The organism is Paracoccus sp. MA, assembly GCF_020990385.1.
In the GTDB taxonomy this organism is placed as follows: domain Bacteria; phylum Pseudomonadota; class Alphaproteobacteria; order Rhodobacterales; family Rhodobacteraceae; genus Paracoccus.
Window position 1 is genome coordinate 189,532 of record NZ_CP087597.1, and the last position, 13,624, is coordinate 203,155.

At 66.7% G+C, this 13,624-nt stretch carries 19 protein-coding genes and 1 pseudogene; 14 read left to right on the top strand and 6 right to left on the bottom strand.

Annotation, left to right across the window (positions count from 1 at the left end):
• Positions 1-200: 200 nt before the first annotated feature.
• Positions 201-539 (bottom strand): annotated as a pseudogene (locus tag LOS78_RS00920) (peptidase); the annotation flags it as partial.
• Positions 536-1,402, bottom strand: a complete 867-nt coding sequence (locus tag LOS78_RS00925) for a DUF2163 domain-containing protein (RefSeq protein ID WP_230376947.1) — start codon at positions 1,400-1,402, stop codon at positions 536-538. The gene LOS78_RS00925 and the pseudogene LOS78_RS00920, both read right to left, overlap by 4 nt.
• Before the next feature lie 266 nt (positions 1,403-1,668).
• On the opposite strand from LOS78_RS00925, the gene LOS78_RS00930 reads away from it, so the two are divergent.
• The 3 genes from LOS78_RS00930 to LOS78_RS00940 all read left to right on the top strand — a co-directional run bounded on the left by LOS78_RS00930 (position 1,669) and on the right by LOS78_RS00940 (position 3,194).
• Positions 1,669-2,079, top strand: a complete 411-nt coding sequence (locus tag LOS78_RS00930; RefSeq protein ID WP_230376476.1) for a single-stranded DNA-binding protein — start codon at positions 1,669-1,671, stop codon at positions 2,077-2,079.
• Positions 2,080-2,635: 556 nt separating this feature from the next.
• On the top strand, positions 2,636-2,902 hold the full coding sequence (locus tag LOS78_RS00935) for a hypothetical protein (RefSeq protein ID WP_230376477.1): 267 nt from the start codon (positions 2,636-2,638) through the stop codon (positions 2,900-2,902).
• Between the two features lie 34 nt (positions 2,903-2,936).
• Positions 2,937-3,194, top strand: a complete 258-nt coding sequence (locus LOS78_RS00940; protein ID WP_230376478.1) for a hypothetical protein — start codon at positions 2,937-2,939, stop codon at positions 3,192-3,194.
• Here LOS78_RS00940 and LOS78_RS00945 read toward each other — a convergent pair.
• The 4 genes from LOS78_RS00945 to LOS78_RS00960 form a co-directional block, all read right to left on the bottom strand.
• The gene (locus LOS78_RS00945; RefSeq protein ID WP_371824705.1) at positions 3,157-3,684 is read right to left on the bottom strand and encodes a DUF2285 domain-containing protein; all 528 of its coding nucleotides are present in this window, start codon (positions 3,682-3,684) and stop codon (positions 3,157-3,159) included. The genes LOS78_RS00940 and LOS78_RS00945 overlap by 38 nt on opposite strands.
• Positions 3,685-3,700: 16 nt before the next feature.
• A complete protein-coding gene (locus LOS78_RS00950; protein ID WP_230376480.1) occupies positions 3,701-3,967 on the bottom strand; it encodes a transcriptional regulator domain-containing protein in 267 nt (88 codons plus the stop codon).
• Between the two features lie 145 nt (positions 3,968-4,112).
• Positions 4,113-4,376 (bottom strand): DNA -binding domain-containing protein, encoded by a 264-nt coding sequence (locus LOS78_RS00955; protein WP_230376481.1) that lies wholly within the window; start codon positions 4,374-4,376, stop codon positions 4,113-4,115.
• A gap of 185 nt (positions 4,377-4,561) precedes the next feature.
• Positions 4,562-4,777, bottom strand: a complete 216-nt coding sequence (locus LOS78_RS00960; RefSeq protein ID WP_230376482.1) for a helix-turn-helix domain-containing protein — start codon at positions 4,775-4,777, stop codon at positions 4,562-4,564.
• Between the two features lie 212 nt (positions 4,778-4,989).
• On the opposite strand from LOS78_RS00960, the gene LOS78_RS00965 reads away from it, so the two are divergent.
• From LOS78_RS00965 to LOS78_RS01015, 11 genes are all read left to right on the top strand, one after another.
• Entirely contained in the window at positions 4,990-5,259 is a 270-nt protein-coding gene (locus tag LOS78_RS00965; protein ID WP_230376483.1) for an AlpA family transcriptional regulator, read from the top strand.
• A 41-nt stretch (positions 5,260-5,300) separates the two neighbouring features.
• Positions 5,301-6,125 (top strand): replication initiator protein A, encoded by an 825-nt coding sequence (locus LOS78_RS00970; protein ID WP_240550497.1) that lies wholly within the window; start codon positions 5,301-5,303, stop codon positions 6,123-6,125.
• Between the two features lie 255 nt (positions 6,126-6,380).
• Entirely contained in the window at positions 6,381-6,881 is a 501-nt protein-coding gene (locus tag LOS78_RS00975; RefSeq protein ID WP_230376485.1) for a DUF2840 domain-containing protein, read from the top strand.
• Entirely contained in the window at positions 6,878-8,323 is a 1,446-nt protein-coding gene (locus LOS78_RS00980; protein WP_230376486.1) for a DNA cytosine methyltransferase, read from the top strand. Before LOS78_RS00975 ends, LOS78_RS00980 begins: the two co-directional genes overlap by 4 nt.
• Positions 8,320-8,886, top strand: coding sequence for a S26 family signal peptidase (locus LOS78_RS00985; RefSeq protein WP_230376487.1), 567 nt, complete (start codon positions 8,320-8,322; stop codon positions 8,884-8,886). Before LOS78_RS00980 ends, LOS78_RS00985 begins: the two co-directional genes overlap by 4 nt.
• Positions 8,887-8,920: 34 nt before the next feature.
• Positions 8,921-9,256, top strand: a complete 336-nt coding sequence (locus LOS78_RS00990; protein WP_112888738.1) for a DUF736 domain-containing protein — start codon at positions 8,921-8,923, stop codon at positions 9,254-9,256.
• Positions 9,257-9,259: 3 nt separating this feature from the next.
• Positions 9,260-10,087: a lytic transglycosylase domain-containing protein gene (locus LOS78_RS00995; RefSeq protein WP_230376488.1), complete on the top strand. Its 828-nt coding sequence runs from the start codon at positions 9,260-9,262 to the stop codon at positions 10,085-10,087.
• 49 nt (positions 10,088-10,136) lie between these two features.
• Positions 10,137-10,715, top strand: a complete 579-nt coding sequence (locus LOS78_RS01000; protein WP_230376489.1) for a hypothetical protein — start codon at positions 10,137-10,139, stop codon at positions 10,713-10,715.
• A gap of 247 nt (positions 10,716-10,962) precedes the next feature.
• Positions 10,963-12,699: a VirD2 family relaxase/mobilization nuclease gene (locus LOS78_RS01005; RefSeq protein WP_230376490.1), complete on the top strand. Its 1,737-nt coding sequence runs from the start codon at positions 10,963-10,965 to the stop codon at positions 12,697-12,699.
• A gap of 68 nt (positions 12,700-12,767) precedes the next feature.
• Complete coding sequence (locus LOS78_RS01010; protein WP_230376491.1) at positions 12,768-13,019, top strand: type II toxin-antitoxin system Phd/YefM family antitoxin; 252 nt, start codon at positions 12,768-12,770, stop codon at positions 13,017-13,019.
• Positions 13,020-13,022: 3 nt separating this feature from the next.
• Positions 13,023-13,457: a PIN domain-containing protein gene (locus LOS78_RS01015; RefSeq protein WP_230376492.1), complete on the top strand. Its 435-nt coding sequence runs from the start codon at positions 13,023-13,025 to the stop codon at positions 13,455-13,457.
• Positions 13,458-13,624 lie beyond the last annotated feature (167 nt).

Genomic DNA, 13,624 nt, shown 5'->3' on the forward strand with positions numbered 1-13,624 from the left:
GGGAAGGAGCCGGACCAGCCGCCGCGCGACAGCAGGACCGTGCGGCCATCATCCGACAGCCGCGCCACCGGCTGCGCCAGAAGCGCCGGGGCGGTCATGGACCACCGCACCCGGCATCGATCCGCGCGATCAGCGCCCGACCGGTCGACCGGCTTTGCGGGCCACCGTCCACCACCAGCGCGGCAGCATGCGCCGACCGCGATGAAGCTGTTCGGCCCCGTGAGGATGCCGACATGCTTCGCGATGCCGTTCTCGCGCATGCGGAACAGGACGGCGGCGCCCGGGCCGGCCTCAAGCGGATCGATTTCGACCATCCACAGCCGCGCGCCCTCCGCCAGCACCTCGCGTTGGCCGACCTCGCCCCAGCCGCGCCCATAGGGAGGAATCTCGGTCGGCTCGCGGCCGACGATCTGCCGCCAGACGCCCCGCGCGAGCCCGAGGCAATCGCAGCCAGCGCCGATAGTGCTGGCCTGATCGTGATAGGGCGTTCCGAGCCATTCCCTCGCTGCCGCGATGACGATTGCAGGATCGGCGGTCATAGCGGCTGCCCATCGTTCAGGCCGCTCTTTTTCGCATAGCGCACCACGGCATCCTGACCGGGGATGTGCGGGAAGCCCCGGAAATTCGCGATGTTCGAGAATTTGGCGAAACAGGTGGAATGCCGCTTGTCGCACCCCGCTACGATGGTGAACTCGTGTCCCGCCGCAATTTCGACAACGGGCGCCTCCAGCAAGGACAAACTTACCACGCTGCCGCTTTTACCATGCAGCACCACCTCGGCCTCGCGGCCCGCGTTCGGCCCGCTTGTCCAGGACAGGATTCCGTGGTCGAACCAGCCAGCCGGAAATGAGACAAGCCCCGAAGTTCGGAACGAACGGTCTCGGATCAGGCTGGTCACCGCCCCCGTGCCATTGAAGGACGCGCCGGCGAGATTGACCTTGCACCTGCCGTCCCCAAGCGCCGCATCGCAGGAATATTGATAAGTCCGGCCGGTGGCCTGATCGAGAAGATGCGCCAGCGAGCGCATTTCAGCAGTGAAAGCGATCTTTCCCCGACGAACCTCCCCGATTGACCCGCGCCGCATGAGAATCCGCTGGCTTACAGCGGCCCAATTCACACGCCAGACCTCAACCGCGGCATTGTCATAATGCCCGCCGACGATATCGGCTTCGGTGATGCGGTCGGAGGAAAGAACACCCTCCGCATCCTGGGAATCGACGTTTAACTCTGACCCGACGCGAATTTCGGAGGCCGCAAAGCCGCTTTCTGGCTCGAATTGGACGCCGGCGAAGGTCAGCGGATTGTCGTGATCCGTGAACCCCAGCACCACCCCATCGCTGCGGGTGGTCATGAGCGCGGCGCAGGGACCGAGGGTGAGCGCGCTTTTCGCCACAGTGGTCAGCTGGGCGGTGGCCGCAGGCGCGAAGCGGATCGACCTGCTGCCGGGGGTCTGGCGCGGCGAAACCGACGAATGGAAGGTGGCCGTCAACCCGCACAAGCACGAGATCGACGGCATCCTGCCCGGACAGATGGTGCTCGAGCACAAGACCTATATGGCGTTCGCCGCGCTCGGTCTTAACGGCGGCGCGATCACCGGGGCCAGCGAGCCGGATATCATTGCGCACTTCGACGCGGCCCGCGAAGCAGCTGAAGCAACGGAGACACACAATGCAGAACATCGTCATCCTCGCCGGCACCATCCGTCAGGCCCCCGAAACCCGCACCACCCGCACCGGCACCGATGTCACCCGCTTCAAGCTGGTCACCGCGCGCCCGCGCTATTCGGAAGGCCGGGTTGTGCGCGACGAGAAGGGCTATCGGGTCGAGGACGCGGAATGGCACCGCGTCGTCGCCTTCAACGGCCTGGGCCGGACCATCCGGCAATATTGCGACTCCGGCACGAAGGTTCTGGTGCGCGGCCGCATCCACTACACGAAATGGCAGGATGCGGACGGCAACGACCGCTACGGCTGCGAGATCGTCGCCGAGACGGTGGATTTCCTGAGCCGGGCGCCGCAGTCCGAGACCGAAGACGAGGACGAAGGCCGTTTCATCGACGAAGACGACATCCCGACCTGAGCGGGAGGCCCGGCGGTTCCAGCCGCCGGGTTTTCCCATGTCCGCACCGGATCGCCCTGAGACTGCGCGGGCAAGAGAAGGCTTCCCCGGCCGGATCGACCGGCCGGAAAGCCTCCGGTGGGGGGCACCCCCCGCGGACCTTCCTTCCCCCAAATCCCAATTCTACTCCCGTGAAGAAGAAACAGGGGCTTGGGAAGGAAGACTTGGGAAAAGACAGCGCCACAGCGCCACCGATGGGTTTTGCATTACCGTCGGCGCATGGTCGCGAACGGCGCGCTTTGCTTCAGAGCAGAGGGGGGAACGGGTGTCCGCTGGCGAATGGGGTGGCCATCCGTGGGCGTTTCGGCGGCAGTGTTAAGGGGTTAAGAAATCATCTAAAAGACTGAAAATAATGGATAAAACATCGCAATCGGCTTGCGTTAGCGCCTTGTTTTTGCTAGACTATTCGTAAGGCGCGGAGGTGGTCGACACCAGCCGGCGCCATGCCCCCGCAACGCGGGGTCGGGGTGGTGAAAGGGGTCGAATGGATCGCCCCCGAAGCTCGGAGAGACGCCCGATGCATACCGCGACATTTGAGATCAACATCCCCAGCAACCCGCTGGCCCGCTGCATCAACCTCGAGGACATCGAGATGGGCATGGACGCGGACACCGGGGTCAAGGCCCGCGCCAGCCGCGACAGCATGACCCTGACGGTCATTGTCCACGCAACCGATGCCGCCGACGCCGCCAAATGGCTGCGGAAGGCCGGCCTGATCTCACCAGCGCCAGCGGAAGCTGCCTGGCCCCGTGATCGCGGGGCTCGCAGCTGCAGGAGAGGCTGAGCGGTTCAGCCCAACCCCAGAACGGAGGACGCCGATGACCTGTGAAACCGAAACCACTGCCCTCGCGGCGAAGATCCACGCCGAATGCGAGTTCGGCTTCGACCGCAACGACATCCATGAAGCCCTCGAGCTGCTCGGCCAGATGGTCGAATACGGCGCCACCACCGCAGAAGAGATCGAGGCATTCCTCCGCCTGCGCGCGAGCGACACAAGGCCGACCTCGCCAGCGACTGACGCCGCCAGCGGCGGTCGGTTCAGCGCCGCCGGTGCGGGCCGCCCCGCAACAGCGTGAGATATTCGCCGCCGATCATGGCGCGGGCGTCGGCGAGGATGCGGGCAAGCTGCCGGCGCTCGGAGGCAGATTTCCATTCGTCGGCGCTGAGTCCGCTGAAATCCGTACGGAACAGGACGCCGGCGATGTCGCGGCGGGAGGCGCCGGAATCGGCTCCATCCCAGGCGCGCAGCATCAGGGTGGCGCGGTGCCGTTCGGAGGCCGAAAGCGCCTGCAGAGAAGGTATCGGCCTGACCGGCCTGCCGGTCAGCAACCGATGAAACCGCCGGATGCTGTTCAGCCGGACCATCAGATCCTCGTCGAGCGGCACGATGATCGCCAGCCGGATCCGGGCCATGCCGTGGGGAAACCAGAGCCGGTGATCGCCACCCGCATCGGCGACGATGCCGTGCAACCCCTCGCTTGTCCGCAAGACCGGCGCCAGCGGCAGATCGGCTGGATTAAGCAGCGGTGGCCGGTCATAACCTTCAGGTGCGGCGGTGAGGATCAGGGTGGCGGGAAGCGCATCAGGACGCCAGAGCGGCCGGGCTTCCGATACCGGAAGTGCGGGATCGACCGGGAAACATCAGCCCCCAGCGGCAGGCCATCCGGGCAATCTCCTCTTTTGTGCTGTCCCCAACGGTCACGCCGCGCCCGATATGCTTGCGGATCCTGGAATACTCGGCACGATAGCGGCGGTTGCGGCGCAGGAACTGGAAGGTCATCCGGGCACGGTCGAGCGTCCGGAACCGGTCGTCATAGCCCGGTGACCTCCAATCGGTGGAAGACGGCATGGCTCTGCTCCCCATCGGAATGAAAGGCGGGTCGGAACCCGTGATTATGCAGACATGCGGATTCACGCATAGATTGTGCTCGGGAATGGCGGATATGCCGACGCCACCCCAAAGACACGGACAGATACCGCTGCCGTTCCCTGCTCTAGCGCATGCGCGGTTTCAGGATCTGCCGGTGGCCCGCCTCGGTCATCCAGCGCGCCCGGGCCAGATGACTGTCGTGAACGCGCTTCGCCCGGTCGGGATCGGCGGCGACGTCGAGGCCGAAGACGATCCGGGCCACCTCGCGCCAGTCGGCCCCTTCCTCCTCTGCGTCAAGAAGCCGCAGATAGGTGGTCAGATGGGCCTCGTCGTAGCCGGTCAGCCGCTCGGACTGCGGCGGGGTTTCCTCGAAGGCGTCAGCGGCCATGAAGTTCTCCTGTATCCGACCTGCGTCCAGAATGAAGAACGCGGCAATCCATTTCTAGGGGAACGATCCGTGCCGGATATCGGGATTCTCTGAATACGCATATTCCGGTACGAACATGACGGCGGTTTGACCATCGGCGTAAACCCGCGAATCCTTGGGAAAACGGGCGAACAGCTGCCGAAAGCTCACGTCCGTTCGCGGCGGAGCAGTTCCACCGGATCGACCTCCAGCACCGCGGCGAGCTTTTCCAGCATGTCGACGGTCGCGGCGTTCTCCTCGCGCTCCAGCATGCCGACATAGTTCCGGTTGATGTCCGCACGATCGGCAAGCTCCTCCTGCGACAGGGATTTCTCCTGTCTCAGCCGGCGCAGATTCCTGGCAACTCGCTCCCGTAAGCTCATGCGGGAGGAGTCGCCGGGCACCACGCACGGCGCCACCTAGTATAATGGGGATTCGTGAGCCGGGAAAGCTTTTCGTCGACCCGGCTCCGGCTCCCGACGAAAGGGGGTGACAAAAACCAGACCGTCATTCTGTCACTCCGGCCCGGTGCTGCTTTTGCGCCATCGTCGTCGCAATCCCGCCTCTCTGGCGGATCCTGCGACGGAGACCGACGATGCAGAACGAACCCGATCCCGCCTGGCCGCGCTTCGTGCGCACCGAGGAAGCCGCCCGGCTTCTGGACCTCTCGCCGCGAACGCTGGAAAAGCACCGCTGCGGCGGCACCGGCCCGGTTTACCGCAAGCTCGGCGGCAGGGTCGTCTACACCATTGCCGACCTGCGCGCCTGGATCGAGGGCTCGGCGCGCCAGTCCACCTCGGAAATGGCGAAAGCTTCCGGAAAACCCGACCGCGCCTTCGGCGAGACCGCGGGGACGGGCCGGTGAGCGCGCCGATTTCCGCGCGCCGCATCTGCGACGGCCGGCAGATGGAACTGTTCCGGCCGGTCGCGCGCGACATCGCCGCGCGGGATTCCCGAGACCTGATGTCCTGGCCGTTCTTCTCGCTGGCCAAGTCCCGCCGGGTGGTGCCGATCGATTTCAACATGGGCTCGGTCTCGATCCGCGTCGAGGCGACGCCGGAACACGGCATGGCGACGATCTGGGACGCCGACATCCTGATCTGGGCCGCCAGCCAGATCGTCGAGGCCCGCAACCAAGGCTTGCGGACCTCGCGTCTGATGGCCGCGACGCCCTACGAGATCCTGACCTTCATTCGGCGCGACGATTCCGCCCGCAGCTATCTGCGGCTGAAGGCAGCACTCGACCGGTTGCAGTCGACGACGGTCGCTACCTCGATCCGCCAGCCGGCGGAACGGCGGCGGCACCGCTTCTCCTGGATCAACGAGTGGAAGGAATTGCTCGACGACCGGCGCCGGCCGCTCGGGATCGAACTGATCCTGCCGGACTGGTTCTATGCCGGGGTGATGGACGACGCGCTGGTCCTGACCATCGACCGGGCCTATTTCGACCTGAAGGGCGGGCTGGAACGCTGGCTCTACCGGCTGGTGCGCCGCCACGGCGGCCGGCAGCCCGGAGGCTGGAGTTTCGACCTTCGGCATCTGCACCTGAAATCCGGCAGCCTCTCGCCCTTCAAGCGCTTCGCCTTCGAGATCCGGGCCATCGTCCAAAGACAGCCGCTGCCCGGTTATCGCCTGTCTCTCAGTATCGGTTCCGACGGGCTGCCGCGGCTGTGCTTCCAACCCGCCCCCGCCAATCCCTTCGCCGCCGCGCCTCGCGCTGCGCGTCGTTGAACGGCCAACCTGTGAACAAGCTGTGGACAGAGCCGTGCTATCAGGAACCATCCGACCCGTGCTATCCGGAACCCGACACCCGTGCTATCGGGAACCGTGGCGTGATGTAACCGCACTGAATCCGAACAGGAATTCAGCCCCTCCTAACTTACCTAACTTAAGGAATCCTAACCTTGTAGGCGTGCGGCAGGCGGTGGAAAACACCGATTTGTCCCTTAATTCGTGGACTGGCAGTGCCATGAATGGGGGTGAGGAATGAGTGTTCGTCACCCTGAGAAGCCGAGGCCAGATCCTGGCTCGACCACCTTTGTCGACCTGATCTGGCAGGAGAAGCGGGTCGAGCACTGGCTGCGCTTCGGACGCTTCTGCCACGAACATCGGATCGACAGCCAGCGCCGGACTGTCGGCTTCGTACCGGACAGCACATTCGCCGTCGTGCGCTGGGCGGGCAACGATTACGGCACCGTGGTCTCGCGCCTCGACATCCTGCGCGCCGTCGGGCCGGGCGAGCCGTTCCAGACGCTGCCCTTCGTCAAGCCGGGGGCGGAGATCCTGCTGCGGGTCAGTGGCTGGCCGAAGGTCGAGCGGGTGCTGCAGGCGGTGGATGCCGTCGAGGCGCTGGGCATCGATCCCAGCGAGGTCTCGCCCGATCACTGGCGGCATGTCCACAACCGCCTCGTCGCGGGCGAGCCGTTCCGGACCTACACCAGGGCCCAGCATGCCGCATGGCTGAAGCGCCGGAAGGTGGGGGCATGATGCGCGTGCTCGATCTCTTCAGCGGCGGCGCCGGCGGCTGGACCCTGGGCCTGCACCGCGCCGGTTTCACCACCATCGCCGCCTGCGAGATCGTGGAATGGCGGCGCATCCTCTATTCGGAGAACTTCCCGCATGTCAGGCTTTACGACGATATCCGAACCCTCACGGCAGCTCGACTTGTTTCCGACCTCGGATGCCTGCCCGACATCGTCGTCGGATCGCCGCCCTGCCAGGACATCTCCAGTGCCAACACGAAGGGCAAGGGGATCGAGGGCGAACGCTCGGGGCTCTACCTCGAGGCCGTTCGCCTGGTCGGAGAATGCCGGCCTCGCTGGTTCGCTTTTGAGAACAGCCCTCTGCTCAGAACTCGCGGCGCCGACCGGCTGCTCGACGAGTTGGAAGCGCTCGGCTACGCCTGCTGGCCATGCGTGGTGGGTGCTGCGGATATCGGCGCCAACCATGTCCGCAAACGCTCCTGGCTCATCGGCTGCGACCCGCAGCAGCTTGCCGACACCCGTGTCGCAATCCCAGCAGGGCGGCATGCGGATGGAGGGCGGATCGGGCGCGCGCAGGGCGATGAAGGAATCCGGTCTTTCCGATCTGTTCCGCAACCGCCCGCTGCCGACGCCGATGGCCTCGGACGGGATGAGGGACGGCGCCGGCGGCGGGGCGGGATCGACATATCCGCTGCGGATGATCCTCGCCACGCCGCGCAAGACGGATGCGGATCGCGGCGGCCGGGGCGATCTGCTGAGCCAGCTTCAGGGCCACAACAGCCGCCACGCCGGAATGATGGGCACGCCGACGGCGAACGCGGCACCTCGGGGCAGTGTGCTGCGCAAGCGGAAGGACCGGATGACCTCGGATCAGGACCGTTTCGACCGCACACCGACGATCGGCGAGGCGCTGCATTTCGACAGACGGGTGCCCGAGACCCTGCCGACGCCGACGAAGCGGGACGGCCGGATGGACGGCTGGAGCCCGGCCTACGACCGCCGGAAATCCCCGACCATGGACGCGGTGATGGACGGAGCGATGACCAACCGGGCGCCGGACAAATGGGCGGGTGCGCGGGCGCTGGCGGCGATCTTGCGGAGCCATGGCCTGACTGGAACGGCGGCATTGCCCATCACATACGGGTGGATGATGGGATTTCCGCCTGGCTGGCTCGCACGCGCATTGCGCTCGGCAGTCGCAAAGGGACGGCTGCGGCGAGTCTGATCGTTGAGGCCTTCGGCGATGCGGTGGTGCCGCAGATCCCCGCGGCCATCGGCCGCGCCATCCTACGCAGCGAGGCCGCGCTGAACGCGGTCCTCGGCGGCGCATCCCCGAATGACGCGGTCACCGCAGTCGAGGCATCCATCTGCGCAGACGGCGGTAGTGCCGGTGCGGATGGTCATGCACCCGCCGACGGTCCTGCGGATCGCGGAGGCGCGTCATGATCCGCAGAACCCGCACCGCATACCTCGCCGCAACTGCCGCCGCCGTGCTGGTGATCGCTGCTGTTTCTGTCACCGAGATCGCGCCCCGGCTGATCTGGAACGCCTCCGCCAGCGTGCCGGTCGGGCTTTATGCCCTGCGGCCCATCGATGACCTGACCATCGGCGATCTGGTCGCTGTCACGCCGCCCGGACCGCTCGCTCAGTTCGTCACGGCGCGCGGCTATGTCGGCCCCGGCGTGCCGCTGCTGAAGCGCGCCGCCGCCCTTCCCGGCACGCGGGTCTGCCGCAGCGGTGACACGATCACAGTCGACGGCAAGGCTATCGGCAAGGCGCGCGGATGCGACAGCCTCGGCCGACCCTTGCCCATCTGGCAGGGCTGCCGGGTGATCGGTGGCGACGAGATCTTCCTGTTGAATCCGGGCGTCCGCGACAGTCTCGACGGCCGTTATTTCGGCCCGCTCCCCGCCGCTTCCGTCATCGGCCGCGCGATCCCGCTCTGGCTGCTCGGCGAAGGTGATCGTCATCACGACCAGCCCCCGCTGCTTGCCTCTCCACCTAGCTGATTTCACCACCAACCGAAACCGAAGGGACCAAATGATGCCACAGATCGGCGAATTCACCCGCACGCAATCCGGCTACGAGGGCCGCATCCGCACCGTCACGCTCGACCTCGCACTGGTCTTCGTGCCGACCCACAATGCCGATGTCGAAAAGGCGCCGGATTACCGGATTCATTTCGTCAGCGAGGACGGTCCGGAGATCGGCGCCGGCTGGACGCATAGCGGCGAGAAGGCCGGGACATACATCTCGGTCGCCTTGGACGATCCCGTCTTCGTGCAGCCGATCCGCGCCAGGTTGTTCCAGTCGGACGAGCAGGGCCGGATGTGGAGCCTGCACTGGTCGCGCCCGAGAAAGCGCGACGAGCGGGATTGAGCCATGCGGATATTCGTTCATCAACATGACAACGGGCGGGCTGGTGCCGCCCGCCGCTTCGCCGTCCTTCTTCTTTCCGGCCTGAGTTTCGCCGTCGCCCCGACTGCCGGCTTGCTGGCGCAGCCCGTGCCGCCCACGCATCCTGTCGAGCAGCAGAACAGCGATCCTTTCGCCGCCCATGTCGCGGAAGCCTCGCGGCGCTTCGGCATTACGCCCGCCTGGATCCGCGCCGTGCGCCATGTCGAAAGCCGGGGTAATCCGCGCGCGGTGTCGCCCAAGGGCGCCATGGGCCTGATGCAGATCATGCCGGAGACATGGGCGGCGCTGCGCGCCCGCCATGCACTCGGCAGCGATCCGTTCGATCCGCGCGACAACATTTTTGCGGGCGCCGCCTATCTGCGCGAGATGCACGACCGCTACGGCACCATCTCCGGCATGCTGGCGGCCTACAATGCCGGGCCGGGCCGCTACGACGAATATCTGGTCTCAGGCCGGGCCCTACCGGCCGAGACCCGTGCCTACGTCGCCGCGCTCGAATCAATGCTGGGCGGCGAGCCGCTGCCCGGCGCCGGTTTCGCTCCTGCGCCGCCAGCCGACTGGCGCGAGGCACCGCTCTTCGCCGGCAACATGACCGGCGGTCTGGATTCGGCACGACCCCAGCCCGGCGGTCTGTTCGTCCGCCGGTCCGATGCAGAACAACCGCAGTACGATGGCGCATTGGCTGCCGGTCCGGAACCGCCTGCCGAACGGTCCGACACCGCTTCAGACGCCCGCGCGCCGCAATCCGATGGCCGGTTCGTGCGCCGTTCCGATGCAGGAGCCGTGCAATGAAAAATCATTCCACCAGTTCGGTCACTCCCATTTGCAAAGAGCGCAACAGATGAAGATCGCCTATGCGGACCCGCCCTATATCGGCTGCGCACATCTCTACCGCGACCGGTCCGATTACGCCGGCGAGGTTGATCATGCGGCACTGATCGCGCGGCTCGAACGGGATTACGACGGCTGGATCCTGCATGCCGCCGCGACACCGCGCTCGTTCGCCGTTCTCGCACCGCTGGTCGAGCCGACGGGCGCCCGGTGGATGGCCTGGGTGAAGGGTTTCGCCGCCTTCAAGCGCAACGTGCCGGTCGCTTATGCCTGGGAGCCGGTGATCGTCAAAGCCGCGCGCAAGCCTGCGGTCAGCAAGCGGCTGGTCCTGCGCGACTGGCTCCAGGAGAGCATTACCCTGCGCCGCGGGCTGACCGGCGCCAAGCCGGAAGCCGTCTGCCATTGGGCCTTCGAGATGGTCGCTGCGCGGCCCGAGGATACGCTCGATGACCTGTTTCCCGGCACCGGCGCCGTCACCGCCGCATGGCATTCCTGGCAACGGAAATTCACCCTGCCGGACGATCCTCTGCCCGATTTTCCTCAGCCCGACAGCGCCCGCCGCGGGCGATCCCGTCCAGGAGGCTCGTGATGAGCGTTTATCGGGGAAATCGCGCTGTAGCGTACAACAGCGCAGGAACGGGCGGCGCGGCCCTTGGGGCCACGCCGCCTTCAGAAAACATGCAAGATAAAAGCCCGCGATGTGCGGGCCGGGCGGTCGGGGGTGTTTGCCGGGGTTTCGAGGGTTCTGCGCACCTCGCGACGCCAAACCGCACCTCGCAGCTTTCCGGATTATGCAGGTCCTTGAGCGAATCCCGCACCTCGCAGGAAATCGGCCCATGAGCAGCGAGGACGATTTTCGCATCCGTCCGGGACGGATCCGCTCCAGCCGCAGCCAGCGTGCCCGGCCTTTCGTGGCCCAGGCGCTCGCCGCCGCGCAGAAGGCCGGCGGGCGCGTGTCGCGCAGCGGCAGGATCGTGTCGCCGGGGGCCTCGCGCTTCGGCCGGGGCCGAACTGCGGCCGTCCGCGCCAACAGGCTGATTACCCGCCGCACCCGGCTCTGCACTGTGAAGGTCCGGGTGGTCCGCAGAGTCGCGCAGGCCGCGGCGCTGCCCCGGCATCTGGGCTATCTCGGCCGCGACGGCGTCACCCGCGACGGCGAGAAGGCCCGCATGTTTGGTCCGCACACCGACGATGCGGACATCAGGGACTTCGCCGAGCGCAGCGAGGACGACCGGCATCATTTCCGTGTCATCGTCTCGCCCGAGGATGCCGCCGACATGGCGGACCTGAAGCGTTTCACCCGGGACTTCATGGCGCAGGTGGAAAGGGACCTCGGCACGGATTTGGACTGGATCGCCGTCGATCACTGGAACACCGACAATCCCCATGTCCATGTCATCCTGCGGGGACGCGCCGATGACGGCAAGGATCTGGTCATCTCCCGCGACTATATCCGGGAAGGGTTGCGCGACCGGGCGCAGGACCTGATCACCCGGGAACTGGGGCCGCGCCATGACCATGAGATCCGCCGCGGCCTGATGCGGCAGGTCGAGGCGGAACGCTGGACCGCGCTCGACCGCCAGCTTCTCCGGGATGCCGGCAAGTCTGGCGTCATCGACATGGCGCTGGGCATCGACTGCCCGCGGGACGATTTCCTGCCGCAGAAGATCGGCCGGCTGCGGCATCTGGAACGCCTCGGCCTGGCCGATCGGGTCGGGCGGGCGCAATGGATGATCAGGCCCGAGGCCGAGACCATGCTGCGCGACCTCGGCGAGCGCGGCGACGTCATCAAGCGCATCCACCGCGCGCTGTCGGGGCAGGGGATCGAGCGCGGAGTCTCGGACTACGTCTTCGCCGGCGAGGCCGATGGCCCGATCCTCGGCCGGCTGGTCGAGCGCGGCCATGACGACGAGTTGAAGGGCAGCGCCTATGCGGTGATCGACGGCGTGGACGGCCGCACCCATCACATCCGGCTGCCGCATCTCGACGCCGCCGGCGACAGCGCGCCCGGCTCCATCGTCGAGTTGCGCAGATACGAGGATGCGCGCGGCGAGCGCCGCACCGCGCTGGCCGTCCGCTCCGATCTGGATATCCGCGCCCAGGTGACCGCCAATGGTTCCACCTGGCTCGACCGCCAGACGGTGGCCCGCGATCCCGTACCGCTGTCGGAGGCCGGTTTCGGTGCCGAGGTGCGGCAGGCGATGACGCGGCGCGCGGAGCATCTGATCGGGGAGGGTCTGGCCGAGCGGCAGGGCGGCCGCGTCGTCTTTGCCCGGCGGTTGCTGGACCGGCTGCGCGAGCGCGAGGTCGGTGATCTGGTGGAGAGGCTCACCCACGAGACCGGTCTGCCGTTCGACCGGACGGCCGGTGGCGACACCATTGCGGGCACCTACCGGCGGCGCTTTGCCTTGGCCTCGGGTCGCTTCGCCATGATCGACGACGGGCTGGGCTTCAAGCTGGTGCCCTGGACGCCCTCGCTCGAACGGCATCTGGGCCAGCATGTCTCCGGCGTGGCCCGTGCGGATGGTGGTATGGACTGGAGCTTCGGCCGCAAGCGCGGGTTGGGATTGTAGGGCCGCTCACCTTGACGGTCTATGTCGCAACCCCATATGACTACAGATAGTCATCATGAGGATCGACCATGAAGGAACTCCAGTTGCGGGATGCGAAGGCGACGCTGTCCGCCGTGGTCGATCAGGCCGTGGCGGGCGAGCCGACGGTCATCACCCGGCACGGCCGCAAGGAAGCGGTGCTGCTCTCCTTCGAGGAATGGCAGCGCATCTCCCGGGTGCCGGATTTCGCCGATCTGCTGCTGGCTTTCCCCGGCGAGCCGGAGGACATTCCCGAACGCGCCCGCAAGCCTGCACGGGCGCTGCGGGACACGGGCTTCTGAAGCTTGTATCTGCTCGACACCAATATTCTCTCGGCCTCCGCGCCGATGCGGCGCGATGCCGATGCGGAGGCTCTTGCGGTCTGGATGCGCGCCCAGAGCGACCGGCTCTATCTCTCGGCCATCACCATCGCCGAGATCGAGGCCGGCATCGCCCGTGCGGTCAGGATCGGCGCCAGCACCAAGGCACCTGCGCTGCGCCGCTGGCTCGCCGCCATCGAGCATTTCTATGCCAGCCGGATCCTGCCCTTCGGCATCGAGGAGGCCCGTCAGGCCGGGGCGCTCCTCGACCGGGCGCGCGCCCATGATCCGGGTTTCGAGGACATCGCCATTGCCGCGACGGCGGCCGCGCACGGCTTGACGGTGCTGACCGCCAACGAACGGCACTTCGAGCCGCTGGGAGTGCCTTATGTCAATCCACTGAAGGAACTGCCCGCATAGCGGCAGCGGGTGATGGGAAGGCAGAACCAGCGCTGACTGGCGGGTCGCCGCATCCTGCAAGTATTTTTACGCAGCCCTGCGCCGGCCCGCGACCCGCCTAGGGATTGCGGTTGAATCCTGCGACAGGTGGGTTTTCCTCATTGCATCGGATACCTGCAGGGAGCCTG

Coding starts and splice junctions, on each gene's coding strand:
- LOS78_RS00970 (WP_240550497.1), top strand. CDS start 5,301: ATGGAACTGTTCCGGCCGGTCGCGCGCGACATCGCCGCGCGGGATTCC.
- LOS78_RS00995 (WP_230376488.1), top strand. CDS start 9,260: ATGCGGATATTCGTTCATCAACATGACAACGGGCGGGCTGGTGCCGCC.
- LOS78_RS00955 (WP_230376481.1), bottom strand. CDS start 4,376: ATGGCCGCTGACGCCTTCGAGGAAACCCCGCCGCAGTCCGAGCGGCTG.
- LOS78_RS00990 (WP_112888738.1), top strand. CDS start 8,921: ATGCCACAGATCGGCGAATTCACCCGCACGCAATCCGGCTACGAGGGC.
- LOS78_RS00940 (WP_230376478.1), top strand. CDS start 2,937: ATGACCTGTGAAACCGAAACCACTGCCCTCGCGGCGAAGATCCACGCC.
- LOS78_RS00985 (WP_230376487.1), top strand. CDS start 8,320: ATGATCCGCAGAACCCGCACCGCATACCTCGCCGCAACTGCCGCCGCC.
- LOS78_RS00935 (WP_230376477.1), top strand. CDS start 2,636: ATGCATACCGCGACATTTGAGATCAACATCCCCAGCAACCCGCTGGCC.
- LOS78_RS00975 (WP_230376485.1), top strand. CDS start 6,381: ATGAGTGTTCGTCACCCTGAGAAGCCGAGGCCAGATCCTGGCTCGACC.
- LOS78_RS01010 (WP_230376491.1), top strand. CDS start 12,768: ATGAAGGAACTCCAGTTGCGGGATGCGAAGGCGACGCTGTCCGCCGTG.
- LOS78_RS00950 (WP_230376480.1), bottom strand. CDS start 3,967: ATGCCGTCTTCCACCGATTGGAGGTCACCGGGCTATGACGACCGGTTC.
- LOS78_RS00965 (WP_230376483.1), top strand. CDS start 4,990: ATGCAGAACGAACCCGATCCCGCCTGGCCGCGCTTCGTGCGCACCGAG.
- LOS78_RS01000 (WP_230376489.1), top strand. CDS start 10,137: ATGAAGATCGCCTATGCGGACCCGCCCTATATCGGCTGCGCACATCTC.
- LOS78_RS00960 (WP_230376482.1), bottom strand. CDS start 4,777: ATGAGCTTACGGGAGCGAGTTGCCAGGAATCTGCGCCGGCTGAGACAG.
- LOS78_RS01005 (WP_230376490.1), top strand. CDS start 10,963: ATGAGCAGCGAGGACGATTTTCGCATCCGTCCGGGACGGATCCGCTCC.
- LOS78_RS00980 (WP_230376486.1), top strand. CDS start 6,878: ATGATGCGCGTGCTCGATCTCTTCAGCGGCGGCGCCGGCGGCTGGACC.
- LOS78_RS00930 (WP_230376476.1), top strand. CDS start 1,669: ATGCAGAACATCGTCATCCTCGCCGGCACCATCCGTCAGGCCCCCGAA.